Origin of the sequence: Natronomonas salsuginis (genome assembly GCF_005239135.1) — an archaeon.
Taxonomy (GTDB): domain Archaea; phylum Halobacteriota; class Halobacteria; order Halobacteriales; family Haloarculaceae; genus Natronomonas; species Natronomonas salsuginis.
The window spans coordinates 403,448-429,506 of sequence record NZ_QKNX01000001.1 but is presented as its reverse complement, the minus strand read 5'-3'; the positions used below and the strand labels follow the sequence as shown (position 1 = coordinate 429,506).

The window sequence follows — 26,059 nt, the reverse complement described above, 5'->3', positions numbered from 1 at the left end:
ATACTTCGCTTCTGTTTTAACTCATGTCAGCTACATCACCTTCAAAATCTTTGTAGTCCTTTAGATTTTTATTAGCCGTCTCATGGCGCGCAGAGATACGCTCGTGGATTTGACGTTGAATCATTGCCTGCAAGAAGAAGGCAACATCGTCATGATCTCCGATATCACCGGGTGATTGCTTGTTAATCTCTCTCCATTGATCGGTCTCTAGCTCTGCCCGGATGTCCTCATCATCAGGAAATTCGAATAGATAGGCATTCGAAGCCACAGTGACGATATCTGGCGGTTCTTCCTGTGGATTTTCGAATTCAGACTTTCCTCTTGCAACACCGGTGGTTAATGCGTTCCGGAAGGCAAGGAATCGCTCCACTGAGGTCTCTTTAGGGCCAGCTGCAATATGGTTCGGATCTGTTGTTAGATCGCTGAACCCCTTGTACAAGAACTCAATTACCGAAGCAGCCTCATCTGCCCCGTGTGATTCTGATTCTTTGGAGAGTCGTTCAAAAATTTTCCGTCGATCATCTTCAGGTAATTCGTTAGCTAGGAGCTCGAAGTCAGTTAACGATTGAAACACTCGTTCTCTGATATTCCGCCTCTTATTGCTCTCAGTTTTATTACCCGCGTACTCTTTTTCACCTCGGAGGAATTCTCGCTCTGTCTCAGTTAGGATTCGATCCATGGCACCGATTTCTAAGTACGTTTATTTAAATTCCCCATGTCAAGCGACCTCTTCACTTAATTGAGCCCTTCATAGAGTCCGCTCAAATGGCGAAAGTGGTGGGTATTCTACGTAGAGACGGAATGCAACGAGAAAACGACCTTGATCCGAGAGTTTACCAGGAGGGCACCAATGCCTGACGTCGACGACCACGTGACCGACACCGTAACAGTCGGCGATCTAGAAGCGCATTACGAGGGAGGTGACTTCACCGCCGCGGATCCATCGAAAGACCATTTCATCTGTGATGGATGCACAACGGGCGTGCCCTACACGACGAGCGACCGAGTGAGTCAGTACATCGTCAACAACGTCATTAACGACGAACACCCGATCTGGCAACAGGCCATCGTCCGCTCAGGCACCCGGCCGTTCACACCGATGGCGACCTACTGCGCAGATTGTACAACGCGGCTACTGTTGCTTCCCTGTGAAGGCTACACCGAAGTACGCCTTGCGTTCGACATGGGCGATGACCGCACCTACCGTAACGTGGAAGTCACAGACTTCTCCCCTGAAAAAGACGGGATTCCGTGGAACCCCGCAGAACTATCCGAACAAATAACGGGCGTCCCCTTCCACAAGAACGCACTACTGGCGGCATCCCTAGGTGCCGATCTATGGGCCCCCGAAGACATAGTACGGGTGTTCCAGTCAATCGGGCCGCACCTCGACATCCGCAGTGCCATCCGCGCAGACGGCTCTTTCAACCCCCGAGAACTAGACCGAGCGCGAGAAGCATATGACGAATTCGCCCAAAAGTTGCAGCGCAACGACTTCTCACGGAAATGGTTCCGCGACCACACACGCCAAGATAATTAGTAACAACACGCTCCACACAGCCAGTATCGGCCGTTCACGGGTGACTGGAGCAGGCATTGCGAACTTCTATGACACGCTCTCTTTACTGCTGAGAATCACCGGACTCTTCCCCTTCATCATCCTCGTCGCTCTCTTCGTCATTATCTTCGTCAATAAACGAGTCAAGATCCATCTGTCCCTCTTCCTGGAGATACCCTTCCACGGGTTGTTCACGTACTGTCTCCACAATTCCTAAGATCTCATTCATATGTTCGACCGAGAATGAATAGACGTGGTCCCGGTCGTTGTCAGAGACATCGTCGCACGCTTCAATCTCACTGAGGAAATACAGTACCCGCTTGATTCGTCCCATGGGGATCGCATGGCGTGGTGCGAAGTGTGATCGAATGTCCGAGGGCGTAACCTCAACAGGGCCTGAGGCAGCATCGTACCCCCAAATCTGACAGACTGCGACTGCCAGACTCTCTTTTTCCCATCCTTCAGTGATGGCGAACTCCTTTTGTGGAGTTTCGGGGAGCTGTATTCCTCGTTCGAAGAGGGACTGAAGAACAGACGAGTCGAATTCTCCAGCGAGAAGCTGTAGTGAGTCACCCGCGCTTTGTCCAAGGATTGCTGTTTTCTCTTCGAGTTCTTCGAGTTGTTCACTACAGTTAGGCCACTCGTGACGGCACTTTTCAATATAGCCTTCGTCCAGCCCTGCGTAGGAGATGCAGGTCTCTACTTGGCTAACATCCCCATTATAGGACGTTTTCTCTTGGACTTCCGCATCTTTCAGGTATGTCTCGGCACGCTCGATAGTGACCCGATTACATTCCTCCATCTGCTCGATATGCTCATCTTCGATATTGTCGCCTTGCTTGACTTCTACCAACAGGCAGATTTCTCCATCGTAGAGCAAGAAATCAGGGTGCGCTTGAACATTCTCTCGTTGTCCTTCGATTTCCGGGAAGCTTACGGGTGCCTCAAACCCTTGCCGGGTAAGTGGAGGGTCAGCGCGAGCGGTGAGTGCCGAAAAGAAGACATTATACGACTGGATCTCGCGTTCTTGTCGGCTCCAATGGTTCTGCTTCCCTGTCATCCTACTACCCGGCTATCCTGTTTTGCCGCTTCTGAACCGAATAGGTCGAATCAAACTCATCAATGATATTCTGGCAGAAACTTCGGAGGCTAAGTGCCGAAGTTGACTCGCGGGCATATAGGATAATATCCGGTGGTTCAAGCCCCACTTCGAAGATTTCCTGATGTTCTGAGTCGTGAACGAATATCGTGTCTTCTCCCCACCGGCCCATATCATACTGATTGCTGCTCAAGATTTCCTCCTGGAGTTCAGCTGCGAGATTGGGCGCTGAATCACGGTCAGGATCCGTGAGTTCGATAGCTGTGAAGCCGTTTACTGAGAATCCACCGTCCTCAAGAACAGTTCGTTCTGCGGGATACTCGACTTCGAATGTTTCGCGGTCCTTGTTTTGGAACTCTTCTGAGAGACCGATGAGCGTGGCAACAGCTTTTGCTTCTGAGCCGTCTTTGACGCTCTCTATGGAGAGTTCGCCATCGTTAGCTTGGGAGCCCTGGATAGCAGCTGCAGGGGAGTTTGTTTGGTCGAATTCGATACGAGTTGGCCTGGCTTGAAAGGCCTCCTCGGCTTTGTCTAGATCGTTTTCCTCTGCACCGTGGAAAACAAGCGTTGCATCGCGGGTGCGGTTAGGGGAGTGGTACTTAGCAGTGAACCCACTCACGTATGCATCATCGAGATCCTCCACCATATCTTCCAGAGCTTCGGAGGACAGATAGAGTCGCTCGACGTCGGGCAGATACTTGATGAGGTTTTCAACCGTCTTTTTCGCCCATTCTTTCCGTTCTGTAGTGAGTATCCAGAGGTACCCGTTGTTTTGGATGAAGATGAAATCATCAGTACGGTTTGCTGAGGGGGTGCTAATTTTGACAAGGGAGATGTCCTCACTGACCTGGTTTTCGTCGATAACGTGGTCCGCGATGAAGCTTTTAGCGTTCTTGCCGGTATTGTCACTAGAAGAGAGGAACTCGATTGTCGGATTGAGTTGTCCGATTTCGAAGCCCTGGTTGTCTAGGAGATAGAGTTTGAGGTCCGTCGTTTTTCCGCCACGTGTCTCCTTTTCCTCGACCTCTTCTTCTGTCTTGACGACGTGTTCGACGAGATCGTGGATGATCTCCTCTTTATCCTTGTCTGTGAGGTTATCGAGGCTGATGTCCATGAATACTCTCTCCTGGTGGCGGTGTGGATGATGGCGCGTTCGGTTGGTATCTGTCAGACGTCTCTCGCAACTGGTTAATAACACTAACTAAGTTAGAATGATAGGTAAGCATCAGATCACTCCATTCGAACCCAAATTACGCTACGTTTCCCCGGTTTCTTCTTCCGGATCCTATTATTCTCGGCCAGTTGGTTCAGATAATGGAGAGCTGTCCGGTGAGGTAGTCCAAGTCGATCGGCGATCTCATTCGTACTATAGGGTTCCAGTGGCTCCATCTGCTGGAATACATCATTTGGTGATGCACTCGCCTGGAATCGACCCTTGTCATCGCGCGTTCGGTCGGGTTGAGCGTCGCTCATAACTAGGTGTTCAACAAGGGTGCAGATAAGCCCTTGCCCTTTGACGCATGGGCTGCCAGAACAAATTCAGAGGGCCTATCGGTCGTTATTCGCAGGGGACTCTTCAGATGTCTCCTCTTGGAGGTTCATCCTGCCGCTCGGAGGTGCATGGTAACACCCAATCATGTCTTCCTCGGCGCTGGCCGACCCAAATGAGATCGTCTGTGTGAACTTGGCGAGGAGATAGTGCCACTCGTTATCTCTGAACTTCAGTTAGTGTCTTCGGGCGTGGATCCTCGGGATCGACATTATTCTCGGTCATACTTCGTTCGTCTCTTGTAGGTATCGCTCACGGCGGTCCCATATGTTCCGAGCCGTATCCTTGTGGACGCCGGTCCGCTCAGCAATATTTCGCCAGGAGACGCTGTCTCGCCGGTGCTTGATGACGTCCAGTGCCTGCTGGAAGTCGCTTACCTCGCCGTTCTCCGTCTCTCGGTCAGGAACCCACCGCTCGCCAGCGTCGTCGTAGGTGAGGCCGTAAGGCGGTCTGCCTTGATCGTGTCCTTGTTCCTGTCGCTCCGCCATGGCTGCCCGCGACTTTTCGATCTCGCGGCGCTTGACATCGCTCTCAACTGCGCGCTGGACGCGGAATGTGAGGCTATCCTCAGGAGGCTCCTCAACAAAGGCCAGCTCGCACCCACCGAGCAGCGCAGCACGCTTCAATTCCCAAAAGAACTGGTCGCGGGCGAGACGTGTGTCGTCCCACGCACAGAGATAGTCGTACTCGCCGGCGCGGAGTCTCTCTAACAGGGCGAGGACATCCTCATTCGTGTCGATCCGCTCCTTACTATCTGGCCGCATGTGGATGCTAAACCCGGTGTGAACGCCGAGGTCCACCTCCTCAACCTCGTCCGCAAGGTCGGTGGCGAGGTCGCCTACACGGTCTCGCTGCAATTGGAGAGAGACGTCATCCTCGGTACCCTGCGACTTCCGGTAGAAGGCGACCGCTCTACTCATCTACCCGCTCCAGGGAGAGTTTCGATGAGGACTCGATACCCCACTCCACCTCTTTACCGGCGAGGTCGAGAGCGTCTCCCATTGCCTTCGGAATCGTGACCTGATACTGACCATTATCGTTCTGAGAGACTGTCGTAGTGGTCCGTTTCGGCATAGTTGCCACAAACGTTATTCTGAATGTTAATTCTAACGTTAATTCGGGGTGTGGCTAAAAGGGGGGTATCTAAGACACTACGGGTCGTTTTCTTCCGAGGACGTCCCTGCGGACTTATGCGGCCGCGTCAAAGTGACTCGCCGCTGGAGATGTGAGCACGAACTAGATGCCACTCGAATCCCGTCCCGTCGTCACAAACCGAAGTATTACTAGGGGAAATTAATAGGGTATCATAGCACAGTTGGCGTACCTGTACTGCCTTCCCGAGAATCACTCAGCGTAGGAGATCAAGGTATCACATCACAGGCGAAAATGGCCCTGTTGAAACCCTGAGTCGGTGATAGGCTTCCGCGACCCTGCTGAATACACAGCGCGAATCTCGCACGGTAGCAACCCCTGAGCGTGGACAGTAGATCCGGTAAAAGCGAAGGGGACAATTCAAACCGGAACAACCTTACGCAGGATCGCTGAGACGGATCGTTCCGTCACCGTTCACGGATACCGCCACGTTCTCGTACTGGAACGTGACCACTCCCTTCAATCTCCGGCCGGTCCTGGACGGGTCGAAGAGGGCATCAAGTGCGTCCGAATCGATAACCGAGTATAGCGGGTCGATATCTGTAGATTCGACTTCGTAGAACGTGGCGACGGCTTCGACAACTCGTAGAGACACGGGACCATCCGTCGGGTCGAATGCTGACTCGAAAACCACAGCCTCCGTATCGTCGTCAGCGGATGCCATACAACCCGAAGGCGGTAGCCGGACTTATACCTGTTCGGTCGGCGTGCCGGTCCCGAGATCCGCCTGGCGTGCCGGCTCAAGGAAAGGGTCAAGAGAGTCGGTGTCGTCGGTAAGGGCGATTTCCCCGGGGTTGGCCTCGTAGGTGATGACGCCGAGATCGGCTAGCTTCGGCAGGTGCACGTGATACAGGGCTGTGCGCACCTCGGCGAGGGTTTCGTCGTCGACGGCGTCCGGTTCGCTGTCGGTGTCCCAAGCAGCAGCTTGAGTGGTGAGGCTGTCGAAGCTGACCGGGGCCTCCTGGTTTGTGAGGTAATACAGGACGTACCGGCGGACGGGGTCTGTCAGCGCGGTGAAGGCGTCGGTTACTGCCCCGGTTGTTTCGGTCATAACGTGGCATGGGGGGTACTACCGGAAAAGCCCTTCTTTGAAGAGAATTGGGGTGTTTGAATATTCCAATACTTTCAGCAAATTCGTGGGTATATTGAAACCAAATTCGAATAGAAGCCCCTCAAGAAGCCGTTTTATTTGAATATTTCAAGAGTTCGGCCTGCTATTCTTGATCGGTGGGCGACTCGTCGTCGTTGTCGTCTTGGCGCGCGTCGGGGCCCGCCCGTGGATAGAAATGATCCCATGGCTGGACCTGCGTCTCGGAGATGATCTCGGAGCTGTTAATCGTCAGGCCCAAGTTAGCCACTTCGTTGCGAATCTCTTCGATCTCGTGTACCGTATCGGCGACGACCTCGGCGTGGAAGTTCCGCTCGCCTCCGAGCATCTCCCGGGCGCTTACGACCCCGCGAATGTCGAGGCTCTGTTCAGCCACCGAATCTAGCTCGTTCGGGTCGACCGTGCAGACGAACAGGACGTGGAGGGGATACCCCGCGCGCTCGTAGTTGATCTCGGGGTGGTAGCCCCGGATCACGCCCCCGTCTTCGAGTTTGTCGAGGCGGTTCCGGACCGTCGTGGAGGTCACCTCCACCTCCTCACCGATTTCAGTATCGGTCTGGCGGGCACTGAGTTGCAGTTGGTGCAGTATGCTTCGGTCCACGTCGTCTATCGAAGGATCGTCCATACCGTGTCCTTGGACGGGGCGAATGAAAAGTCTGCATGGGCCATTCATCGAATTCGCTCGATATGGCAGTTCGCGTGATGTTGAGAATCTCGCGCCGTTGTGCAACCCCCACTACGAAGACTACTGGCACATGTTCACAGAATCCTTGTCCCACCAGAGTGGGCCAAGATCCGCAGTGCGGACTAGCGAGAAATCGCTACAGAACGTCGGGCTCAATAAGCCTACAGTTTCATCGGCGTATCGAGCTGTGAATCGGCATCAAGAATCGTAGACAGGGTCAGCTACACCTGATCGAATTGCTCGGTCGGTACCACAAGCTGTTTCTCAGGATCATAGTTTATGAGTCCTTCTGAGGCCAACTTCGGGAGGTGGACATGATATAACGAGAGGCGAATCTCTGTTAGGACATCCTCAGACGCCTCTGTAAGTGGCGTCTGATGATTGTACTTGAGGACGGCCTCCGTAAGGTCGTCGAGCGTTAGAGACCGCTGTTCTCCTGCGAGTGTCCCAAGCACGATCCGCCGGTGCTAGTGTTGACACAGATCGAGTACCGAATCGAAGGCGAGAGAATCCACACTCATCATCCTAATACAGCCGACCGACGAGAATCACGGTGACTCTTTCATACACAAACCGTTTAAGCACCCTATCAGGGTCGGACTGTAAGGGCGGAGAGCGTGTTCCCGAGGACGTGCTTGATCCCCCCTCGGAGGCGGGAACCGACGGCCTGCTGTGAGATGCCGAGTTCTTCGCCGAGGGCTTCCAACGTGACCTCGCGGGGGGACTCGAAGTACCCACGCTCGTAGGCGAGCACCAGCGCCTCTTGCTGCGTGTCAGTGAGAAGGGATTCGGTCGCCGTCTTAACCGGCGTAAGTGCGTTCAACGTCGTCAACGTGACCGGGATATCCAGCTCTCGACACCGTCGTTGAAAGGCAGCAATGCCGCTTCGATCATCACCGCGGATTTCGAACGTCCACTGTTGTTTGGTACCGGTGGCCTCGATCAGTGGAACCGCTGTCTCTGCCAGGACGGTTAGCACGTCGCCGTAGTCCAGCGCCCACTCGACGCGTAACAGGTACTCGTCCTCGACAGAGTCGACGAGCCGAATGTTCTTCACGCCCGGGTGCTCGGTGAACGCGCTCTCGATGTCGTCGACTTCCGTTCCCCGCACCCAAAAATAGGGGATCACCACGTCCTGTGCGGGGATAAGTCGCTCCAGCGTGACCGTCACGTCCGGCAGTTGGTGGAACACTGTCCTAAGGGGAACTGGTCTGACGAAACCGTGAACGTCGCCTCGGTAGCCATCGTTCGTATCGTCGGCTTCCAGCTGTAAAGGTCTGCTATTGCTTGTTCTGTGTTCATGCCGCCACTGTGCCCGGACACCTGATCTGTTGGCCCAAGAATGGGTGCCAAGTGCATCTTGACCCACACAATGGGATCACCGATACGCGTCCAAGGTCCTTGCCAGCATCCTCTATACGTAACACCGAAGGCTGAGAAGGTCGGGTGACTGCGCGCCCTGTGTTCGGCAGACCCCTGGCCGACCTACCTGATTTCTGCCAGGGGTGGAGTGCTGACTACAGAGGATGAGTTTAGCAGGAAACGCTTCGCCTCACAGGATGTCTACAACCCGCGAACCGTGAACTTTGCCGCCTTGTCCTATACTATTTTGATTATTTGGGTGAAAAACGGTTCACATAATTTTGCCCGGCACGAAGTGCTCTTGTGGAGTACGAGATCGGCGCGGACGAATCGGTGAGCACGGCCGTGGTACGTGCGGTCAGCGCTATCGAAGGTCGTGAGCCGCCTTCCCTGCGCCCACTTTCGGACGTGCTTGATCCAGATGCCCTAGACGCCCTATTCGAACCGCGGTCCAACGGACGACCACGGATCGGTGGCCAACTCTCGTTCATTTACTCCAACTGCGTGGTCACCATCGACAACGGCGAATATCTCACCCTCGACCTGCTCGAAACGGCACAGTACGAGAGGCAGGAACGGAAATCGAGTCACCGTCACCCCGACTGACTATCGGATTCGATGGTCGTCCGTTACGAATCATGTTCCGGGGTCACGAGCGGTCAATAGTCCTTGGGCCATGAGCCTGCGCGCGATTACGATGAGACCGTTCCCGAATCCATCACCGAAGATCGCCTGTTCCTCCTTTGTCTCGGGCATGATCGAGCTCACCAGGATTGTCGATCGGTCGACCAAGACGAGCCGACCGATCGCCGTGTCGTCTTTCATGGCCTCCTCGCCGTGTAACCACTCCAGACCCGAGATGAACGTTGTTGCGTCCGGCACCTCGTCCTGAATCCGGTCCTGAATGGATTTCGTTAACGCGCCGATGACCAGGTTTACCCCATTACCGACCTGATTCAACACGTCGACGAGATCGGGCGTCAGGAGTGACTCATCACCGATGACCAGTACGACCTCGTCAGTCGCCTCTGAAATAAGCTGGTCCGTCCGGTTCTCGATCGCCGTCCGCCCGGACATCGCCCACACCTGCTGGATGGCTGAGTCGTCGTCCGAATCAATGATCTCGACCGGGTCTAACGCATCATGGAGGCGTTGGACGCGGGCCTCGTACTGATCCCGGAGTGTTTCGGTCGCCTCGTCAAGCGGGACAGCGCGAAACCGTTGTGGACTCGAATGCTGGATTTCGACGAGCCCTTGCGCCTCCAGCACCCGAATCGCATCGTAGATGCGCGTTCGAGGCACCTCGGTCATGTCGCTGAGTTGCTTTGCTGTTCCCGTCTCTAGCTGTGACAGGCCCACGAAGCATCGTGCCTCGTATTCTTTCAGCCCGAGTTGCTGGAGGACTTCGATCGCTTCCTCCAAATTATCTGTTGTAGCCATGTGTCCCAACCCCGGAGTATCCGGGTCTTCTCTGAAGGGAGAACCTCGGGATAGAAAGGTATTGTCACTACCGCCATGACGATTGACGAGCGGGAACCAGGGTTATACGGTCCGACGCTGTTGGTTTATCCGGTCGCCAGAATCGACGAAGAAAGTGTGTTATGAGATTCGTTACAACAGTATCGAGCTGCGAAAACACAGAATAGAACTCCGCTGGCCGGGAAACGTAGATTGTCACCCGTTTAATCACAAAACCATTATGCCCGGGGACGTCCTATCGTTCGACAGGCATGCAGTCAAGTTCTGTGTCCCAACCACCTTACTTCTGCATGCCGACTCGCCACCTCCCGTGGCGGGGTTCGGGACAAACGGAATCCATAGATGAGTAGTGATCCGAGCGAGGACCCACAGGCTGCTGCGGTCGAACAGCTCGAACGGTTCGGGTTGAGTAACTACGCTGCGCGGACGTTCGTTGCACTTGCCAGCCTCGGCACGGGGACAGCGAGGGACGTAAGCGAGGTCTCGGAGGTGCCCCGTACCCGCGTGTACGATGCTATTGACGAGTTACACGACCGGGGTCTCGTCGATATTCAGAACTCCTCGCCCCGGAAATTTTGGGCGATCTCTGCCGAAACTGCAAGTCGATTGTTCGAACACGAACTGCAACATCGGACGGAGCTCCTCCGGACGGCTCTCGGTGAACTCGAACCCGTCGAGCGAAAGGCGGAACAGCGCGGTGTCTGGACGGTCGACGGGCAAATGCCAGTTACGACACGAGTCCTGGAGTTCTTCGACAGCGCGGAGGAGGAGATCGTCTACATGACCGTCGAGGACCTCCTCACTGAGGAGCTAATCGAGGGGTTAGCAGACGCGGCAGACCGCGGTGTTTCGATCAAACTCGCCGGGATTTCACAGGAGGTCCAGGACCACATTCAGGATACTATTCCCGGTGCGACGATGTTCGAATCGCTGTGGGTGTGGTCGGATACGCCGGCCGGCCGGCTCATGATGGTGGACGGGAAGAAGACGCTCGTGAGCGCGCTCGTCAACGGGGCGGAAGCGAGCCCGTCTGACCCGCGGTCGGAGACTGCCATTTGGGGTGAGGGTGAGTCGAACAGCCTGGTCGTGGTCCTGAAGGCAATCTTCACCTGGCGACTCGATAACGTCGATCCCGACTAGAGAGAATCAGACGGTGAGTACCACCAACTTCGTTCACATGAATCCAGAACTAATACTAACCGCCTCCATCCAGGACGGGTATCAGACATGACTACGGCAGATCGACCGGATGAACCCGACACTCCGCCAGGGAAGGACGGCGCGATTCGGACCAAATACGATTGGACATCCACGACGCCGAGTACCGCAGTTATTGAGACGGTCGCGGTCGCTTCCGATCGTGAGCCGGTGGGAATTGAACCGCTGTACGAGGTCATCGATCCGGACGCGTTGGACGCACTCGTCTGCTCGAATGGGGACGAGCCAGCGGGTGACGGAGTTACTGTTACGTTCGAGTTTGGAGGGCAGTCCGTGACCGTTCACGATGGCGGTTCGGTGGAGGTCCGACCTGTTGAGCCACGATCGGAAGCCTAAGAACGAGCGAGACAATCGGCGTCAATCGGCTTTCCCAAGCTAATCAGGAGCGGTCGATTCAGAAACGGGTGACGTGTTCGTTCAGGGGTTGGCAAGCGACGGTTCTTCGGGAAGCCCCTCTAACACAGTCTCGATCTGGTTGTCGGGCCGATACTTGATGGTTTCGCGTTCATGATTGTGTTCGATGACGCCGTGATCTGCTAACTTCGGCAGGTGGGAGTGATTGAGTTGAATGGCGAGTTGGTCCCGATTCATCTGTCGATCATCGGCGGCGGCCAGTTCGGCCTGGTACAATTGATCGACGAGGTCATCGATCCGCACCTCCCCGTTTCCGTTGTGCCGTAGGTGTTCGAGGAGTCTTCGCCGGCGTCGATCAGCGACGAGTGTGAGACATGCATCGAGACTGGTGCCATTCATGGTGTTCTTTTCCATGACTCCTGAATCCTTTAATGAGCGACATTTTCACACTCCAGGGGATTTTGATTATTCGAGTTACAGCGTGGCGGAGTGTATTGGTCATACTGCCCGTAATCAAGCGCTAGCATGAACGAGGGCCACACAATAACTTGGGTTGGCCCTTTCCATCGTCGGTCTTAAGCAACGGTGGTTACTCTAGCGGAGGCGCGCTCAATGGTTCTGCAAAATAAGCACGTTGTATCATCACGACCAATCCATCAGCTACAGGAGGATACATCGGCCAAGTGTATGAGAAATTCTGCTAACCCTAATCCCTATTAGTAGCTTGTGAGCGCTGCTTTCGCTGACTGCGGTTCTCCGTGAACGATTTTCTCCGCGTCATCCAGCGACTCGACGACTCTCCACTTCACCGCGACTGCCTGTCGGGTCAAGTCGTCGCGGAACGCTGATTCTTGCTGAGCCCCCATCGCTCGCATCGTCACACGCTCCATGATATCGTTCAGTCGTCGCTGCAGTTGTTTCCCGTCACTGATGTCTTCGTTGAATGGGACGATAATGGGGAGTGCGCGGTTTCCTTTGTATTCCGTCGTCTCTTCTATCAACACGAGTGTTTGGTCGCGTAGCGGGCGATAACGACCGTGAATCGGGATGCTGATGTCTGCAGCTCGCGTCGGATCCTTCTCACGGATCCACGCGTCTACCTGCAGGATTCTCCGCGCGGTGCGTTCGACGTCGTCAGGGAGTTGATCAGTGATATCATCGAGGTGTTGTTCGATGACCGCGGGGTCCGTGACTCGGTTGGTTGACAGCATGCCTTCTGTCCGCGCGATCCTTGTTTCGTTCTCGGTAGCGGTAAGGTCAATGTGGGTGTCGTCGTTCAGGGTGATGCAAACGTTCCCACGCCCACTGTCGAGTGGTTCGTGGTCGATGTTGGTGACTCGGGTCACTCTTCGCCTCCGTCGGTCATGACGGCATGCTGTGGGTCCGTGCGCCCGTCCACACTTGTCTCCGTATCAGAGTCCGTGTGCTCGTTAAGGAGTGTCTGAGCGCGCTCAGACCGCGCAACGACTTCTCTGTCAGTTGTGATGAAGTCGATCCCGTCTGACCGACCGGTGAGGTAGTAGATCGTCTTCCGTGCGGTTGTGTCGATGTACGTTACGTCAACTTCGAGCGCGTCACCGTGAGGGATGTCGATGACTGCAGTGCCTGATTTGTCGATGCTTCCCGTAGTCTTATTGTTCGTTGAGTTCGGATGCGTCATTGTGTGCTTCCGTGCTTAAGACGGCACACAGGCGGCGCGGTAGTGACGCGCCGTCATTCCTTACTTCCGAGGTTCAGGTCTGGAGACCGCCGTGAGCGACTGTCTTACCTGGATTTATCTACCAGTCACGTAAGTAACCTTGCCGTCAAGTTAGTCGAATCTAAACACGACTTCCGAACCTCTTCGCAGGAAATATAAAATCGAGTTACCGTCAGCCCTGATGGGGCGTCGGGATGTCACTCCGCTCGTAAACACCGTCGAACGCTGCCCGGAGCACGCGCCTCTTCTCGACTTCACGCCGGTTGAAGTTATCCGACGTGGCGCAACACTAGACAGGGGCAGACGGTTATTCACCGAAACAAATACACGAAATTCATCTATATCATCCAAGCGATTGAGGTGAGAGAGTATGGCAACTGATGAACCCATATGGACACGGAAGAAGCCTTCCATTGGCAACTGAAGCGCCTTGTCAACGAAGCCGCTTCGAAGGGGATCGACGTTGAGGGGCCTGGCCCGTCCTGAATGACGAACCGGATCTCCCGGATTGGGGCCTCGAAATTATGGCATTAGCCAAGTCGGAGGAGTAGTCACCGAGATCTGTGTGCCAGATAAGTGCCCTGTCTTCAACAGACCTCTGTCCTCGCATAATACAGCTGGAATTCCAAGCGGTTATCCCGGTCGACTCTATCGATTTTCAATACAATAGTGTCTATTAGTGATTTCTGGATGTGGAACGCCCGTATTCTAGCCTTTCCACCTCTGAGATCTTATTCTATAACCCCCGAAATTAGACGCTTCACGGCTAAATGAACGACTCGTTTGACAGTCGAACCGGTACCCGCAGCGCGATTCGACTGTGGAGAAGACGAGTGCCAGCGAGTCTTCTAGGTTTCAAATCGATCCTGTTCGCTCCGCTCCTCAGTGCGCGGGACCGGTTTCGAACCGGCGGATTCCTGCGGGACAGCGTCAAACACGTCCGGGCAGGCAAGCAATTTGACCGCGCGAGTGGTAACATCGCAGAACGCTGTGCCGGGCCTCGTATTTAAGTGGATGGCGTGAGACCCGGACATTTACAGGCAAAGCTCACGCGACGCTAAGGTCCGAGAACGCGGGCAAGACCGGCGCACGAAGTGCTTCAGCGGCGATTCGTGCTTCCAGACGCGCACGACGCTGGACTGCCAAGACCTAAGCGCTGCAAAGCAGCGCTTAGGACGCTGTCCCGTAGGGGTCCGCCGGTTCAAATCCGGTCCCGCGCACTGAGCGAGTTTTCGAGCGGAACGAGAAGCCGAGCGAAGGAGGAGGACCGATTTGACCCCCGCCAGACGCACACAGCGAGCACGTCTGAGTCCGGTTCAAATCCGCTCCCGCGCACGAGCGACCGTCGAGGGCGAAGCGGCGCCACGGGTGTCTCGACACACGCGTCGGCCAGGGAGATGTTCTCGCGTCACAAGCAAGTAAGGAGCGTTTACCGATCTACTCGAATACAAGTGCAAACGCGAAGGCACGCACTTCGTGGAAGTCGAGCCGGCTGGAACGACCAAAGAGTGTGCGTCCTGTGGCGTCGAAACGGACAAACCGCTGTGGGTGCGTGAACACTCCTGTCCTGCCTGTGGGTTCGAAGCCGACAGAGATGCAAACGCGGCGTGGAATATCCTTTCTCGCGGACTCTCGCAACTAGGAGTGGGTCACTCCGAAGGAATGCCTGCGAAGACTGCGCTCCCTACGGGAACTGCGGTTGTTCCTGCAAAGCGAGTCGTTGAACCAGGAAGCCCCTGCCTCAAGGAGCCGCCGAAGGCGGCGAGTAGGCAGGGGTAGTTCACTTTTCGGCGTGGAGGTTCGTGACTGTCATCACGGATTCGAGCGGTTCGGTCTCGAAATCGCCGTCTGCGACTACGTATTCGTCCCCGGTTGATCGGGCGGTTGCGGCGATCATGGCGTCCCGGTGAGAGAGTTCACTCCCGTCTTTGATCGATGCGTCTTGTAGTCGTGCAGCTTCGAGGGCGAGTTGTTCGTTGAATTCGAGCGCTCGAACACCGCTGAATTTCTGTCGTTCTTCGATCGGATCGAAGTTCGGAGATCCTACGGGGCCGTTCAGTACCTCGAAGATGCAGATTGTAGAGGTCCACCACGGCTCTCGCTTGTCTAAGTAGTCGATAACGGTTTGATTGTTGCGTAGGTACTCGATAATCGTCGAACTATCGAGGAACGTCATCGCCAATTCTCTCGCGACTTGCGGATGGAAGCTTTCGCGCGGTCTGCCTGCTCGTCGGACCACGCACCGGCTTCGATCGGTTCCTCGGTCGTCGTAATCCGCTCTAAGAATTCGTCCCACGTCTCGTTATCTCGCTTCAAGCGGTCTAACCGCTCTTTGGTGGTCGAATCGACAGGGATCGAAGTTCGGCTCATATGAATTCGTAGTGAATTCATCAATGTAGGTGTTTCGCCGCCATCGCTTCGCCGATCCGCTTCTCGGTCGGCTCTGCGAGGTACGGTTCAATCGCTTCGTAGTCGGACCAACCGCCGATGCTCATCATGGTTCGAACATCTACCTGCCGCTCTACGAGGTGGTACGTCGCCCACGAGCGCCGGAGGTTGTGACTCGATACGTTCAACCACCGTTCATCTCCTGTCTCCTGTGCGACCGTCTCAGCCGTTTCTTTGACCCACCGACGTATGGACGGCGTCGAAGCGTCGACCCACCTATCGGTTGCGACGAGGCCGCGCTCACGGCTGTACTTATGCACGTCGTCGGCTACGTCCTCCGGCATCCACACATCGCGTATCTTCGGGTCGCCGCCTTTCGTGTTCTTTCCACGAACCTCGAATAGCCATATGTCGCCGTCCTCGGACCAGCGAAGGTGCTTGTCGGCCGGGTAGCTCACCTCGGACGCTCGAAGGCCACAGCGTCCCATCAACTGCATAGCGATCTCTCGATTCCAACCGTCGTGCCCGGCGGTCCGTTCGAACCGGTCGAGTTCGTCAGGTGAGAGCCAGCATTTCGTGACGCTCGCCGAATCGTCGAGTCTAACTATAATCGAATTTTTCGAAGTTACAAGGCTAAAACCCCGTCCTTCAGGGCGGGGATACAGCCGACAGTTCCTCCACTAACCACGTTCGATGGTATAATCGGATATTCCACGTCCCAGTCGTTACTTTTAATACCCTATTTTTTATAAGTGCTTATGAACACAGTCTGATGCTGGAGACAACCCGCACCTATCGAGCGAAAATCGTCAACCACCAACAGGTGAGTGACGACCTCGATGACTGCGGGCACTCAGCCTCGAAACTGTGGAACGTCGCACGCTCCCACATCCAACAAGAGTGGGATGACACTGGCGAGATTCCGTCCGAAGCCGACCTCAAGCGCGAGCTAAAAGACCACGAACGATACAGTGACCTCCATTCTCAGTCAAGTCAGCGAGTTCTCGAAGAGCTTGCTGAGTCGCTCAACGGCTGGTTCGAAAAGCGCAAGAACGGCGACACAGACGCGAACCCACCCGGCTACCGCAAGCAAGGCGACAATCACCCACGCTCCACCGTGACGTGGAAGCAGAACGGCATTAAGCACGATTCGAAGCACAACCAACTCCGTCTGAGCAAAGGGTTCAATCTCAAGAACCACCGCTCGGACTTCATCCTCGCAGAGTACGAGACTCGACCGGACGTGACCGTGGAGAACATCCAGCAAGTTCGGGCCGTGTGGAACGGCGATTACTGGGAATTTCACCTCGTCTGCAAAGTCGAGATTCCCGTCGAGGACGCACCCGGCGACAACACCGCTGGAATCGACCTCGGTATCAGCAACTACCTCGCTATCGCCTACGATGACGGTGATGCAGAGTTGTACCCGGGGAATGTGCTGAAGCAGGACAAGCATTACTTCACCCGCGACGAGTACGACACCGAGGGCAATAACGGCCCGTCACGCCGTGCGCTTCGCGCCCGGCAAACCCTCTCGCGTCGGAAAGACCACTTCCTACACGCCCTCGCCAAGCACACCGTTGAGCAGTGTATCGACCACGAGGTCGGTCGCATCGCTGTTGGCGACTTGAGCAAGATTCGAGAAGACGAAAATGGTGACGCTCGGAACTGGGGCAAGCGTGGGAACAAGAAACTCCACGGCTGGGAGTTTGACCGCTTCACCACGTTGCTCGAATACAAAGCCGAGGAACACGGCATCCTCGTTGACCGAACGAGCGAACGAGATACGTCGAAGGCGTGTTCGTGCTGTGGTCGGAAGCAGGATGCGAATCGCGTGGAGCGTGGTCTGTACGTCTGTGAGTCGTGCGGTGTGACGATAAACGCAGACGTGAATGGTGCGGTGAACATTCGCAGAAAGATAACTCAGAATCCTCCTACGGGGGATACGAGTAACGGTCGTTTGGCACGGCCAGTAGCCTACCTGTTCAATCAAACCTCGGGGCGTTTCGCACCGAGCGAACAGGTGGGTTGCGAATCTTAATATCCCAACGCTCGGGAATCCTCGCCCTTTAGGCCGGGGAGGATGTCAATAGACTCTAACTTTGCCTCGTATTCGCGGGGAGAAGAAAGCCAATTACTAATGCGTTCGAACATGTTACAAACACATTCTTTTTTAGGTTACTTAATTTTGAGGGGGAGTACAGAGGTACGAGATAGGTGATATTACAGGATCACAGCAGCGTACCGATGAAGTAGCCGACCAACACGCCCCCGAGCGCGTACCACGGTTCCTCTCGGATCTCGCCGGCCGCTGGGATCTCGTCGGTCTCTCCAGACAGCCGCCCGATCTCGACTGCGCTGTTCGTTACGAGGTCGATTCCGCGGCGGATGACGGCGCTCTTGCTCACGTCGTTCTCGTCAAGGTACTGGTTGAACCGCTCGCGTCGAGACCCCGAGAGGCGAGCGCTCACTCGCTCGTAGTTCTCGTCGGGGGATTCCATCCGCGGCATTCAGTATCCCTCCCGTATGACAGACGCGACGTTTTTATGACGCCATCGAACCCGCATACGGTGGCGGGATTCGGGGGTGTGACCGGAGTATGTATGACGCCCCCCACGGGGTGCGCTCGCCGAACTCGCGCGAGCGGGCGGGTGCGTGCGTGCGCGATTCACCGGCGGATCCTCCGGGCGCCGTCGGCGCGGACCGTCTCCATGTCGTCGTGGTGGTCGGCAAGCTCGTCGTCGAGATCGCGGTTGACCCGCTCGATGCTGACGGGGGTTCCGTTCACGTCGGGGTAGCCGATCGTATCGGCCTTCCTGATCGTGCAGAGATGGGCGCACGGTCCCTCGTTGTACTGAAAGCCCTCGCAGGTACAGCGGCCGATGTAAACGCCGTAGTCTTGAATGAGAGTGACGTGATGGGTGCCGTCGCCGTCGGGAAGTGAGACGGTCCACGACTGCGGTGATCGCTGCTCGATGAGCGAGGCCGTCGGATCGGCGCGCTCGAAGCTCGTCGTCTCCTGCTCGCGTTCGGCGGTGAAGTTGAGCGGGCGGCTCGCGGTCATCGGACGGTCACCTCGGGGAGCATCGCTCCACAGCGAGCACAGTAGCGGCCGCCGGACTCGTCGTACCGGGCGGTCGGGGCGTACTCACAGCGGCAGGGGCTCATGCTGCACCCCCGGTTTCGGCTAAGAGAATCGCACGACGTGAGGGGTGGGCGTTAGGTTTGCTGTTGGGATCGGGTGAAAAGCGGCGCTGCTCGAAAGGTGGTATCGCCGGAAATTGGTTGGCTGGGGAGGTCTGCGCCCGTTTTGTGAACGGCCAAAGACCGTTCGGAAACGTGATGGGCCAACTCGGATTTGAACCGAGGACCTCCCGGTTATCAGCCGAGCGCTCATACCTAGCTGAGCTATTGGCCCGTTGTTGGGCGCGTTTCACCGTAGCCGCGTGGGTCGTTTAAACGTTTCTTTTCGGTCGAAGTTCGTCGGGCCGTGGCACGATTATCGCCGGGAGAATCCGTCGCCGGTGGACTCGGCGTCGGAATCGTCGTCGTCGGCGTATCCATCGTCCGAGACGTCCTCGAATTCGTAGTCGTCCTCGCCCATGTCGACCGTCTCCGCGCCGTCAGAGCGTCCCGCGTTGGGGCCAGCGCCGGGCCCCGATGCGCCGCCGAAACCGCCCTGAAAGCCGCCGCCTTCGCCGTCGCCGCTCGGAAAGCCGCCGATGTAGACGTTGCCGGTTGCGAAGCCACCGGTTTTGCCGTCGAGGTACGGCGTCACAACGTAGCGCTTGACGACCAGTCGGATCGGGTAGCGCGTCGGGGGGAGCACCAAGAGCAGTCCGATCAGGTCGGTGATCAGTCCAGGAGTGAGCATCAACGCCCCGGCGACGAGGAGGAACGCGCCGTCGAGCAGCGCGTTCGTCGGCGGCTCCCCTTGGGCGAGTTGGCGCTGAATCTTTCGAACCGTGTGTCGACCCTCCGCGCGGACCAAGAGCAGTCCGAGCAACGCGGTCAGAACGACGATCGCGACCGTCGCCGCAGGGCCGAGGGTGACCGGTCCCAGCCCCGTCGCGAGGACGACGAGCAACAAGACGTCCACGAGCGGGACGAGCAGGAAAAGCCCGATGAGCCGCAGGTACATACCCCGGGCTACCGGCCGACCCGGGAAAACGTTTCCGAGAACCGAAGCGCCCGATCGCGCGGACGTTCAGAAGCGATATCGCCTTAGGTAGGCCGCCGCTTGCCCCACGTAATGAAAGCCGCGCTTGTGATCCTCGACGGCTGGGGCCTCGGCGACGGCGGCGAGAGCGACGCCGTCTCGGCCGCCGAGACGCCGGTGTTCGATCGACTCCGCGAATCGGGGGCCTTCGGAACGCTCGAAACGCACGGGAGACGCGTCGGCCTCCCCGAGGGCCAGATGGGCAACAGCGAGGTCGGCCACCTCAACATCGGTGCCGGCCGCGTCGTCAAACAGGACTCTACGCGAGTGACGGACGACATCGCCGCCGGCGCCTTCGCCGACAACGAGGCGATCGGCGGGGCGTTCGACCACGCGAGCGCCCACGGCGGTCGGGTGCATTTCATTGGGCTCGTGAGCGACGGCGGCGTCCACTCGTATCAAGCACACCTACACGCGCTGATCGAACTCGCTGCTGGGCGAGGCGTCAATGCGGTGACGCACGCGTTCACCGACGGGCGCGATACGGCACCGAAGAGCGGAGCCGACTTCCTCGCCGACCTCGAGGCGACAGTGGCCGAGCACGGGACGGGAGACGTCGCCACGGTCTGTGGCCGCTACTACGCGATGGACCGGGACCGAAACTGGGAACGGACGAGGCGCGCGTACGACGCAATTGTCCATCGAGAGGCACCGTACCGCGCAGATTCGGCGGTCGACGCCGTCGAAGCCGCGTACGAGCGGGGCGAGACGGACGAGTACGTCGAGCCGACGGTGGTCGGTGACGACGCGGCCGCGCTTTCGGACGGCGACGCGGTCGTCTTCTTCAACTTTCGAGCAGATCGGGCCCGACAACTCACCCGGCTGCTCGCGGACGTCGACCCCGAGTGGCCTTTCGAGACGGACCCGCGCGCGGTCGAACTCGTCACGATGACCGAGTACGACGAGACGTTCGATCTTCCCGTCGCGTACCCGCCGCTCGCACCCGAGCGGACGCTCGGTGAAGCGCTCGCCGAGGCCGGACTGACGCAGCTTCGGGCCGCCGAGTCTGAGAAGTACGCCCACGTAACGTACTTTTTTAACGGCGGGCGCGAGACGGCCTTCGAGGGCGAGCGGCGTGAGATCGTCGACAGCCCCGACGTCCCGACGTACGACCGGAAACCGGAGATGTCGGCCGCTGAACTGACCGACGTCGTGATCGACGCGATCGAGCGAAACGATCCGGACGTGCTCGTGTTGAACTACGCCAACCCCGACATGGTCGGCCACACGGGCGACTTCGACGCCGCCGTCGCCGCCGTCGAGGCGATCGATACGCAGCTCGGCCGCCTCGAGCGCGCCGTCCGTGAGGCGGGCGGGCACCTCTTCGTCACCGCCGACCACGGCAACGCCGACGACATGGGAACGCCCGAGCACCCACACACCGCGCACACGACAAATCCGGTCCCGTTCGTCTACCTCGCGAGCGACGGCACGGACGGCGGCCGAACGGTTAGAGCGGGCGGGACGCTCGCCGACATCGCGCCGACAGTCCTGTCGACAATCGGCGTCGCGATCCCCGAGGCGATGAGTGGGGAGTCGCTGCTCGAATGAGCGAGTCCGTCGTCGTTCCCTCGGATCGGGACGTGCGCGGGACGCTCGATTCGCCCGAAGGCGATCGCTGCGTGGTCGCCTGTCCGCCGCATCCGCAGATGGGCGGCAACCGGAGTGATCCCCGACTCCGGGCGGTCAGCGACGCGCTCGAGAGTGCCTGCCTCCGGTTCGACTACGGGCCGTGGGACGAGGGTCGCGGCGAGCTGGCCGACGTCCGAGCCGCGTACGCGTGGGCGGGCGGAAGATACGATCGCGTGAGCCTGTTCGGCTACAGCTTCGGCGGCTGTCTCGCGCTGGTCGCCGCGGCCCGCGAGTCGGCCGCTGGGACGCCGCCCGAACGGGTCGTCGCGCTGTCGCCGGCCGCACGACTCTCCGAGGGGATCGACGCGGTCGCCGCGGTCGACGAGATCGACTGCCCAGTCGGGATCGTCTACGGCGAGCGGGACACGACCGTCGACGCCGAGGCGGTCGCAGCACGGGTCCGAGCGCGTGGCGGTCGCGTCGAAGTGATGAGCGCGGACCACCACTTCGTTGGGCAGACGCCGAAGGTCGGCGAACTGGTGGCGGAGCTGTTGAGTATATAAACGGACGATCGGGTGTATACTCGGCCGAGAATATAAACTGAACATCCACACGGGGACGACCCGAACGCGATCCCTTCATGTACAAGCCGAAAGAGTATATAAACAATCACGCCAACTCGTTAAACATGGAACGGCGAACGGTTGCCGGCGTCGATTGGGCCGGAGGCACGTGGTTGGCGATCGTATTCGACGGCGGGTCGTATTCCGACTGCGTCGTGGAAGGCGATTTTTGGCGGTTCTGGGAACAGCACCGACCCCTTGATCACGTATTCATCGACGTCCCGATCGGCCTTCCGGAGGACGATGAGACGGTCATTGAGCGCGAAACAGTCGATTCACTGGCCCGCTCTATCACCGGCCGGCCATCCAGCGTCTTTCCGGTTCCGTCGCGAACCGTCGCCACGGAGGTATATGAAAACGGGGCCCAGTACGACGAGGCCGCAAAGCAGAACGAATCTGATATCGGTAAAGGACTGTCCTCCCAATCGTACCACATCACCGATGGGATCGGCGAGATCGATGCGATACTCCGAGGGGACGAACAGTTAAAAGGAGTGATACTCGAATCACATCCAGAAGTATGCTTCCGCGGGTTTCTCGGCCGAGAACTTCAACATTCGAAGAAAACTGCCGCTGGCGTCGGCGAGCGTCTGGAGGCACTCGGCGAGCTGGTGGACGAACCTGGGGCGTTGCTCCGAAGGGTCACGGACGATCTGGCGAGCACGCCGGGCGCGGACGGCGTCGAGGTCGACGACGTGCTCGATGCGCTCGCGCTCGGGATCGCCGCGCACGAGACGGCCGGGGATCCTCGGACCCTCCCCGAAAACCCCGAAACGGACCGTGCGAGATTACCGATGCAGATGGCCTACTGGGCCCGCGAACCGATCCACGAAGAGCTCGAGCCTTGAACTGAACCGCGAGTCTCCGCCGGAGGGCGCCCGACGGTCGCCCGAAGGCGGTTCCTCCGAGCGCGACCGAAGGGAGCGCTCGGCAGCGCGCATTGAATGAAAGCAGCCTCCGGCTGCCGGAGGAGTACGCGCTATTTTTGATCGACGTTTTTGCCGCGAAGGCGGTCGCGCGCCAAGCTGCGCGCGACCACCAGAGCGTGTAAAAACATCGTTCGAAATTGTTTTGTCCGACGCTCGCGCACCGTCGGTATGCCGACGGAGCTTACTGACTACGATCCCACTCTTGGGAGAAAATTCATTTTCGTCACCGGCGGTGTGATGTCCGGACTGGGCAAGGGCATCACCGCAGCGAGTACCGGGCGTCTGCTCGCCAACGCCGGCTTCGACGTGACGGCCGTGAAGATCGATCCGTACCTCAACGTGGACGCGGGAACGATGAACCCCTATCAACACGGCGAGGTGTACGTCCTGAAAGACGGCGGGGAGGTCGATCTCGACCTCGGGAACTACGAGCGGTTCCTCGACATCGATATGACGTTCGACCACAACGTCACGACGGGCAAGACCTACCGCCACGTGATCGAAAAGGAACGGGCTGGCGACTACCTCGGCAAGACCGTCCAGATCATCCCGCACATTACGGACGACATCAAGCGGCGGATCCGGGAGGCTGCGGAGGGTCACGACGTCTGTATCATCGAAGTCGGCGGCACCGTCGGCGACATCGAGGGGATGCCGTATCTCGAAGCCCTGCGACAGTTCGCCCACGAGGAGGACGACGAGGACATTCTGTTCACCCACGTCACGCTCGTCCCGTACTCGAAGAACGGCGAACAGAAGACGAAACCGACCCAACACTCCGTCAAGGAACTCCGCTCGATCGGCCTGCAGCCCGACATTCTCGTCGGGCGCTGTGACGACAGACTCGACCCGGAGACGAAGGAGAAGATCGCCCTCTTTTGCGACGTGCCGGTCGACGCCGTCTTCTCGAACCCCGACGTCGAGGACATCTACCACGTCCCGCTGATGGTCGAAGACGAGGGGCTCGACGAGTACGTCATGTCGAGACTCGGCCTCGACGACGAGGCGATCCCGAAGGCCGACCGGGAGAACGAGTGGCGCGAGATCGTCACGCAGGAGGCGACCGACGAGATCGACGTTGCCCTCGTCGGCAAGTACGCGCTCGAAGACGCCTACCTCTCGATCCACGAATCGCTGAAGCACGCCGGCTTCGAGACGAACACGAACGTCAACGTCCTGTGGGTCGACGCCGACGAGATGGACGACGCCCACGCGGATCGGCTCGAACGCGCCGACGGCATCATCGTCCCCGGCGGGTTCGGGGCTCGCGGCACGAGCGGGAAGATCGAGGCCGTTCGATACGCGAGAGAAAACGACGTACCGTTCCTTGGACTCTGTCTCGGCTTCCAGATGGCCGTTATCGAGTTCGCCCGAAACGTCTGCGGGTACGAGGGCGCACACTCCGCGGAGATGGACGAGACGACCGCCCACCCCGTGATCGACATTCTGCCCGAGCAGTACGAGGTCGAAGACATGGGCGGGACGATGCGGCTCGGCGCCCACGAGACCGACATCGACACCGCGACGTTGGCCCACGAAGTGTACGGCGAAACCTCCTGTACTGAGCGCCACCGCCACCGCTACGAGGTCAATCCGGAGTACATCGAAGAGCTCGAAGCCGCGGGGTTGGTCTTCTCCGGGCGTGCCGGAAACCGAATGGAGATCCTCGAGTTGCCCGACAACGAGTTCTTCTTCGGGACGCAGTTCCACCCCGAGTTCCGCTCGCGGCCGGGGCGGGCCTCGCCGCCGTTCGTCAGCCTCGTCGAGACGATCCTCGGACACGACGATGCAGAGACGGACCACGAGGAGGTGACCGCCTGATGGTCGATACCGAGTCGTTCACCGAGGAGAAGATCGCGGAGATCAGCGAGGCAATCGGCGATTCGAACGCGGTCATCGCTCTCTCCGGCGGCGTCGATTCCTCGACGGCGGCGGCGCTCGCGTACGAGGCCGTTGGCGATCAGTTGACGCCGGTCTACGTCGACACCGGGCTGATGCGGAAGGGCGAAACCGAGGAGATCCGAGAGACGTTCTCCTACATGGAGAGCCTGCGCGTCGTCGATGCCCGCGAACGGTTCCTCGACGCGCTTTCGGGCGTCATCGATCCCGAGGAGAAACGGCACGTGATCGGCGAGGGGTTCATCCGCGAGTTTGAGACCGTCGCCCGCGAACTCGACGCCGACTACTTGGTACAGGGGACGATCTATCCGGACCGCATCGAGAGCGAAGGGACGATCAAATCCCACCACAACGTCGGCGGACTCCCTGAGGTCATCGACTTCGAGGGGATCGTCGAACCAATGCGGGACCTGTACAAAGACGAGGTTAGAGAGGTCGCGCGCGCGCTGGATCTCGAGGAAATCGTCTCGGAGCGAATGCCGTTCCCCGGCCCCGGACTCGCCGTCCGCGTCCTCGGCGAAGTGACGGAGGAAAAGCTGGCGGTAGCCCGCGAGGCGAATCACGTCGTCGAGGAGGAACTCGAAGAACACGAGCCGTGGCAGGCGCTCGCGGCTGTCCTCGGCAAGGCGACCGGTGTGAAGGGCGACAACCGCGTCCACGGCTGGGTCGTCGCCGTCCGGTCCGTCGAGTCGCGCGACGGGATGACCGCCCGGGCACAGGAGGTCGACTGGGCGACGCTCCAGCGAATCCAATCGCGGATCACGGGCGAGAACGAGAACGTCTCCCGCGTCGTCTACGACGTGACGCACAAACCGCCGGCGACGATCGAGTATGAGTGAGGTCGTCGTCGCCGGCGGCGATCGGGACAGGCTGGGAGCCGCACTCGAGGCGGCGGGTGCGACGGTCAGCTACGCCGAGGGAACAGCCGATCGTCCGTCGCTCGAAGCGGCCGGTATCGAGGCGGCGGACGTCTTCGTACTGACCGACGCCGGACTCGCGACGTCGGTGACCGTCGCGCTCGACTGCAACCCCGCGCTCCGAGTTGTCGTGTACACCCGCGACTCGGTTCCGGAGTTCGTGAAGGGACAGATCGGCCACATTGTCGATCCGGCGCTACTCGATCCGGAGACGGTCGCGGAAGAACTGCTTCGATAGCGTGGCGGCCG

Annotated in this window: 29 protein-coding genes, 1 tRNA gene and 3 pseudogenes; 12 read left to right on the top strand and 21 right to left on the bottom strand. The window is 58.3% G+C overall.

The features are described from left to right. Window positions 1-16 precede the first annotated feature (16 nt). Window positions 17-679: a hypothetical protein gene (locus DM868_RS02485; RefSeq protein WP_137275267.1), complete on the bottom strand. Its 663-nt coding sequence runs from the start codon at window positions 677-679 to the stop codon at window positions 17-19. A 171-nt stretch (window positions 680-850) separates the two neighbouring features. Between DM868_RS02485 and DM868_RS02480 the strand changes: the two genes are divergently transcribed. Then, complete coding sequence (locus DM868_RS02480; RefSeq protein ID WP_137275266.1) at window positions 851-1,540, top strand: hypothetical protein; 690 nt, start codon at window positions 851-853, stop codon at window positions 1,538-1,540. An 82-nt stretch (window positions 1,541-1,622) separates the two neighbouring features. Here DM868_RS02480 and DM868_RS02475 read toward each other — a convergent pair whose 3' ends face one another. From DM868_RS02475 to DM868_RS02435, 9 genes and pseudogenes are all read right to left on the bottom strand, one after another. Further along, window positions 1,623-2,618, bottom strand: a complete 996-nt coding sequence (locus tag DM868_RS02475; RefSeq protein WP_137275265.1) for a hypothetical protein — start codon at window positions 2,616-2,618, stop codon at window positions 1,623-1,625. Window positions 2,619-2,622: 4 nt separating this feature from the next. Next, window positions 2,623-3,771, bottom strand: coding sequence for a hypothetical protein (locus tag DM868_RS02470; protein ID WP_137275264.1), 1,149 nt, complete (start codon window positions 3,769-3,771; stop codon window positions 2,623-2,625). 656 nt (window positions 3,772-4,427) lie between these two features. Next, complete coding sequence (locus DM868_RS02460) at window positions 4,428-5,126, bottom strand: recombinase family protein (RefSeq protein WP_137275262.1); 699 nt, start codon at window positions 5,124-5,126, stop codon at window positions 4,428-4,430. Further along, on the bottom strand, window positions 5,119-5,280 hold the full coding sequence (locus DM868_RS14995; RefSeq protein WP_170964407.1) for a hypothetical protein: 162 nt from the start codon (window positions 5,278-5,280) through the stop codon (window positions 5,119-5,121). Before DM868_RS14995 ends, DM868_RS02460 begins: the two co-directional genes overlap by 8 nt. A gap of 454 nt (window positions 5,281-5,734) precedes the next feature. Continuing rightward, entirely contained in the window at window positions 5,735-6,022 is a 288-nt protein-coding gene (locus DM868_RS02455; RefSeq protein ID WP_137275261.1) for a HalOD1 output domain-containing protein, read from the bottom strand. Window positions 6,023-6,046: 24 nt separating this feature from the next. Next, on the bottom strand, window positions 6,047-6,409 hold the full coding sequence (locus DM868_RS02450) for a DUF7344 domain-containing protein (RefSeq protein WP_137275260.1): 363 nt from the start codon (window positions 6,407-6,409) through the stop codon (window positions 6,047-6,049). 163 nt (window positions 6,410-6,572) lie between these two features. Beyond that, window positions 6,573-7,091 (bottom strand): Lrp/AsnC family transcriptional regulator, encoded by a 519-nt coding sequence (locus DM868_RS02445; RefSeq protein WP_137275259.1) that lies wholly within the window; start codon window positions 7,089-7,091, stop codon window positions 6,573-6,575. A 281-nt stretch (window positions 7,092-7,372) separates the two neighbouring features. Further along, a pseudogene (locus DM868_RS15735) lies at window positions 7,373-7,672 on the bottom strand (DUF7344 domain-containing protein). A gap of 68 nt (window positions 7,673-7,740) precedes the next feature. Further along, window positions 7,741-8,396 (bottom strand): annotated as a pseudogene (locus DM868_RS02435) (helix-turn-helix domain-containing protein). A gap of 420 nt (window positions 8,397-8,816) precedes the next feature. Here DM868_RS02435 and DM868_RS02430 point away from each other — a divergent pair. After that, window positions 8,817-9,119 (top strand): HalOD1 output domain-containing protein, encoded by a 303-nt coding sequence (locus DM868_RS02430; RefSeq protein ID WP_137275258.1) that lies wholly within the window; start codon window positions 8,817-8,819, stop codon window positions 9,117-9,119. A 30-nt stretch (window positions 9,120-9,149) separates the two neighbouring features. Here DM868_RS02430 and DM868_RS02425 read toward each other — a convergent pair whose 3' ends face one another. Then, a complete protein-coding gene (locus DM868_RS02425; protein WP_137275257.1) occupies window positions 9,150-9,953 on the bottom strand; it encodes a TrmB family transcriptional regulator in 804 nt (267 codons plus the stop codon). A gap of 381 nt (window positions 9,954-10,334) precedes the next feature. Here DM868_RS02425 and DM868_RS02420 point away from each other — a divergent pair, with 381 nt between their 5' ends. Beyond that, on the top strand, window positions 10,335-11,132 hold the full coding sequence (locus DM868_RS02420; RefSeq protein WP_137275256.1) for a TrmB family transcriptional regulator: 798 nt from the start codon (window positions 10,335-10,337) through the stop codon (window positions 11,130-11,132). An 87-nt stretch (window positions 11,133-11,219) separates the two neighbouring features. Continuing rightward, window positions 11,220-11,546 carry a HalOD1 output domain-containing protein gene (locus DM868_RS02415; protein WP_137275255.1) on the top strand — a complete coding sequence of 109 codons (327 nt, stop codon included), beginning with the start codon at window positions 11,220-11,222 and terminating at the stop codon, window positions 11,544-11,546. Window positions 11,547-11,627: 81 nt separating this feature from the next. Here the strand turns inward: DM868_RS02415 and DM868_RS02410 are convergent, their stop codons facing one another. The 3 genes from DM868_RS02410 to DM868_RS02400 all read right to left on the bottom strand — a co-directional run bounded on the left by DM868_RS02410 (window position 11,628) and on the right by DM868_RS02400 (window position 13,224). Next, window positions 11,628-11,963 (bottom strand): DUF7344 domain-containing protein, encoded by a 336-nt coding sequence (locus tag DM868_RS02410; RefSeq protein ID WP_137275700.1) that lies wholly within the window; start codon window positions 11,961-11,963, stop codon window positions 11,628-11,630. Between the two features lie 317 nt (window positions 11,964-12,280). Beyond that, window positions 12,281-12,910, bottom strand: coding sequence for a hypothetical protein (locus DM868_RS02405; RefSeq protein ID WP_137275254.1), 630 nt, complete (start codon window positions 12,908-12,910; stop codon window positions 12,281-12,283). Further along, complete coding sequence (locus DM868_RS02400) at window positions 12,907-13,224, bottom strand: hypothetical protein (protein ID WP_137275253.1); 318 nt, start codon at window positions 13,222-13,224, stop codon at window positions 12,907-12,909. The genes DM868_RS02405 and DM868_RS02400 overlap by 4 nt, the downstream gene beginning before the upstream one ends. Window positions 13,225-14,691: 1,467 nt before the next feature. Here DM868_RS02400 and DM868_RS02390 point away from each other — a divergent pair. After that, window positions 14,692-15,042: pseudogene (locus tag DM868_RS02390) on the top strand (RNA-guided endonuclease InsQ/TnpB family protein); the annotation flags it as partial. 1 nt (window position 15,043) lies between these two features. On the opposite strand, the gene DM868_RS02385 reads toward DM868_RS02390, so the two are convergent. From DM868_RS02385 to DM868_RS02375, 3 genes are read right to left on the bottom strand one after another with little or no spacing between them, the layout of a single operon-like run. Beyond that, on the bottom strand, window positions 15,044-15,439 hold the full coding sequence (locus DM868_RS02385; RefSeq protein ID WP_137275252.1) for a PIN domain-containing protein: 396 nt from the start codon (window positions 15,437-15,439) through the stop codon (window positions 15,044-15,046). Then, entirely contained in the window at window positions 15,436-15,633 is a 198-nt protein-coding gene (locus DM868_RS02380; protein ID WP_137275251.1) for a DUF7557 family protein, read from the bottom strand. The genes DM868_RS02385 and DM868_RS02380 overlap by 4 nt, the downstream gene beginning before the upstream one ends. Window positions 15,634-15,653: 20 nt before the next feature. After that, window positions 15,654-16,259: a site-specific integrase gene (locus DM868_RS02375; RefSeq protein WP_137275250.1), complete on the bottom strand. Its 606-nt coding sequence runs from the start codon at window positions 16,257-16,259 to the stop codon at window positions 15,654-15,656. A 164-nt stretch (window positions 16,260-16,423) separates the two neighbouring features. Between DM868_RS02375 and DM868_RS02370 the strand changes: the two genes are divergently transcribed. Further along, window positions 16,424-17,692, top strand: a complete 1,269-nt coding sequence (locus DM868_RS02370) for an RNA-guided endonuclease InsQ/TnpB family protein (RefSeq protein ID WP_137275249.1) — start codon at window positions 16,424-16,426, stop codon at window positions 17,690-17,692. Window positions 17,693-17,882: 190 nt separating this feature from the next. Here the strand turns inward: DM868_RS02370 and DM868_RS02365 are convergent, their stop codons facing one another. The 4 genes from DM868_RS02365 to DM868_RS02350 form a co-directional block, all read right to left on the bottom strand. Next, window positions 17,883-18,161, bottom strand: coding sequence for a hypothetical protein (locus tag DM868_RS02365; RefSeq protein WP_137275248.1), 279 nt, complete (start codon window positions 18,159-18,161; stop codon window positions 17,883-17,885). A 158-nt stretch (window positions 18,162-18,319) separates the two neighbouring features. Next, window positions 18,320-18,715 (bottom strand): SWIM zinc finger family protein, encoded by a 396-nt coding sequence (locus DM868_RS02360; RefSeq protein ID WP_137275247.1) that lies wholly within the window; start codon window positions 18,713-18,715, stop codon window positions 18,320-18,322. A 279-nt stretch (window positions 18,716-18,994) separates the two neighbouring features. Further along, a tRNA-Ile gene (locus DM868_RS02355) sits at window positions 18,995-19,069 on the bottom strand. Between the two features lie 81 nt (window positions 19,070-19,150). After that, window positions 19,151-19,792 (bottom strand): FxsA family protein, encoded by a 642-nt coding sequence (locus tag DM868_RS02350; RefSeq protein ID WP_137275246.1) that lies wholly within the window; start codon window positions 19,790-19,792, stop codon window positions 19,151-19,153. 111 nt (window positions 19,793-19,903) lie between these two features. Between DM868_RS02350 and gpmI the strand changes: the two genes are divergently transcribed. The 6 genes from gpmI to DM868_RS02320 all read left to right on the top strand — a co-directional run bounded on the left by gpmI (window position 19,904) and on the right by DM868_RS02320 (window position 26,048). Then, the gene (gene gpmI, locus DM868_RS02345; protein ID WP_137275245.1) at window positions 19,904-21,421 is read left to right on the top strand and encodes a 2,3-bisphosphoglycerate-independent phosphoglycerate mutase; all 1,518 of its coding nucleotides are present in this window, start codon (window positions 19,904-19,906) and stop codon (window positions 21,419-21,421) included. Further along, on the top strand, window positions 21,418-22,005 hold the full coding sequence (locus tag DM868_RS02340) for an alpha/beta hydrolase (protein ID WP_137275244.1): 588 nt from the start codon (window positions 21,418-21,420) through the stop codon (window positions 22,003-22,005). The genes gpmI and DM868_RS02340 overlap by 4 nt, the downstream gene beginning before the upstream one ends. A gap of 125 nt (window positions 22,006-22,130) precedes the next feature. Next, on the top strand, window positions 22,131-22,913 hold the full coding sequence (locus tag DM868_RS02335) for a DUF429 domain-containing protein (RefSeq protein WP_137275243.1): 783 nt from the start codon (window positions 22,131-22,133) through the stop codon (window positions 22,911-22,913). Between the two features lie 249 nt (window positions 22,914-23,162). Further along, window positions 23,163-24,815 carry a glutamine hydrolyzing CTP synthase gene (pyrG, locus tag DM868_RS02330; RefSeq protein WP_137275242.1) on the top strand — a complete coding sequence of 551 codons (1,653 nt, stop codon included), beginning with the start codon at window positions 23,163-23,165 and terminating at the stop codon, window positions 24,813-24,815. Then, a complete protein-coding gene (guaA, locus tag DM868_RS02325; RefSeq protein ID WP_137275241.1) occupies window positions 24,815-25,732 on the top strand; it encodes a glutamine-hydrolyzing GMP synthase in 918 nt (305 codons plus the stop codon). The genes pyrG and guaA overlap by 1 nt, the downstream gene beginning before the upstream one ends. Then, window positions 25,725-26,048 (top strand): DUF7126 family protein, encoded by a 324-nt coding sequence (locus DM868_RS02320; protein WP_137275240.1) that lies wholly within the window; start codon window positions 25,725-25,727, stop codon window positions 26,046-26,048. The genes guaA and DM868_RS02320 overlap by 8 nt, the downstream gene beginning before the upstream one ends. Window positions 26,049-26,059: the final 11 nt, after the last annotated feature.

Bases quoted from the DNA above. Each gene is read 5' to 3' on its own strand.
- DM868_RS02485 (WP_137275267.1), bottom strand. From the start codon at position 679: ATGGATCGAATCCTAACTGAGACAGAGCGAGAATTCCTCCGAGGTGAA.
- DM868_RS02480 (WP_137275266.1), top strand. From the start codon at position 851: ATGCCTGACGTCGACGACCACGTGACCGACACCGTAACAGTCGGCGAT.
- DM868_RS02475 (WP_137275265.1), bottom strand. From the start codon at position 2,618: ATGACAGGGAAGCAGAACCATTGGAGCCGACAAGAACGCGAGATCCAG.
- DM868_RS02470 (WP_137275264.1), bottom strand. From the start codon at position 3,771: ATGGACATCAGCCTCGATAACCTCACAGACAAGGATAAAGAGGAGATC.
- DM868_RS02460 (WP_137275262.1), bottom strand. From the start codon at position 5,126: ATGAGTAGAGCGGTCGCCTTCTACCGGAAGTCGCAGGGTACCGAGGAT.
- DM868_RS14995 (WP_170964407.1), bottom strand. From the start codon at position 5,280: ATGCCGAAACGGACCACTACGACAGTCTCTCAGAACGATAATGGTCAG.
- DM868_RS02455 (WP_137275261.1), bottom strand. From the start codon at position 6,022: ATGGCATCCGCTGACGACGATACGGAGGCTGTGGTTTTCGAGTCAGCA.
- DM868_RS02450 (WP_137275260.1), bottom strand. From the start codon at position 6,409: ATGACCGAAACAACCGGGGCAGTAACCGACGCCTTCACCGCGCTGACA.
- DM868_RS02445 (WP_137275259.1), bottom strand. From the start codon at position 7,091: ATGGACGATCCTTCGATAGACGACGTGGACCGAAGCATACTGCACCAA.
- DM868_RS02425 (WP_137275257.1), bottom strand. From the start codon at position 9,953: ATGGCTACAACAGATAATTTGGAGGAAGCGATCGAAGTCCTCCAGCAA.
- DM868_RS02420 (WP_137275256.1), top strand. From the start codon at position 10,335: ATGAGTAGTGATCCGAGCGAGGACCCACAGGCTGCTGCGGTCGAACAG.
- DM868_RS02415 (WP_137275255.1), top strand. From the start codon at position 11,220: ATGACTACGGCAGATCGACCGGATGAACCCGACACTCCGCCAGGGAAG.
- DM868_RS02410 (WP_137275700.1), bottom strand. From the start codon at position 11,963: ATGAATGGCACCAGTCTCGATGCATGTCTCACACTCGTCGCTGATCGA.
- DM868_RS02400 (WP_137275253.1), bottom strand. From the start codon at position 13,224: ATGACGCATCCGAACTCAACGAACAATAAGACTACGGGAAGCATCGAC.
- DM868_RS02385 (WP_137275252.1), bottom strand. From the start codon at position 15,439: ATGACGTTCCTCGATAGTTCGACGATTATCGAGTACCTACGCAACAAT.
- DM868_RS02380 (WP_137275251.1), bottom strand. From the start codon at position 15,633: ATGAGCCGAACTTCGATCCCTGTCGATTCGACCACCAAAGAGCGGTTA.
- DM868_RS02370 (WP_137275249.1), top strand. From the start codon at position 16,424: ATGCTGGAGACAACCCGCACCTATCGAGCGAAAATCGTCAACCACCAA.
- DM868_RS02365 (WP_137275248.1), bottom strand. From the start codon at position 18,161: ATGCCGCGGATGGAATCCCCCGACGAGAACTACGAGCGAGTGAGCGCT.
- DM868_RS02360 (WP_137275247.1), bottom strand. From the start codon at position 18,715: ATGACCGCGAGCCGCCCGCTCAACTTCACCGCCGAACGCGAGCAGGAG.
- DM868_RS02350 (WP_137275246.1), bottom strand. From the start codon at position 19,792: ATGTACCTGCGGCTCATCGGGCTTTTCCTGCTCGTCCCGCTCGTGGAC.
- gpmI (WP_137275245.1), top strand. From the start codon at position 19,904: ATGAAAGCCGCGCTTGTGATCCTCGACGGCTGGGGCCTCGGCGACGGC.
- DM868_RS02340 (WP_137275244.1), top strand. From the start codon at position 21,418: ATGAGCGAGTCCGTCGTCGTTCCCTCGGATCGGGACGTGCGCGGGACG.
- DM868_RS02335 (WP_137275243.1), top strand. From the start codon at position 22,131: ATGGAACGGCGAACGGTTGCCGGCGTCGATTGGGCCGGAGGCACGTGG.
- pyrG (WP_137275242.1), top strand. From the start codon at position 23,163: ATGCCGACGGAGCTTACTGACTACGATCCCACTCTTGGGAGAAAATTC.
- guaA (WP_137275241.1), top strand. From the start codon at position 24,815: ATGGTCGATACCGAGTCGTTCACCGAGGAGAAGATCGCGGAGATCAGC.
- DM868_RS02320 (WP_137275240.1), top strand. From the start codon at position 25,725: ATGAGTGAGGTCGTCGTCGCCGGCGGCGATCGGGACAGGCTGGGAGCC.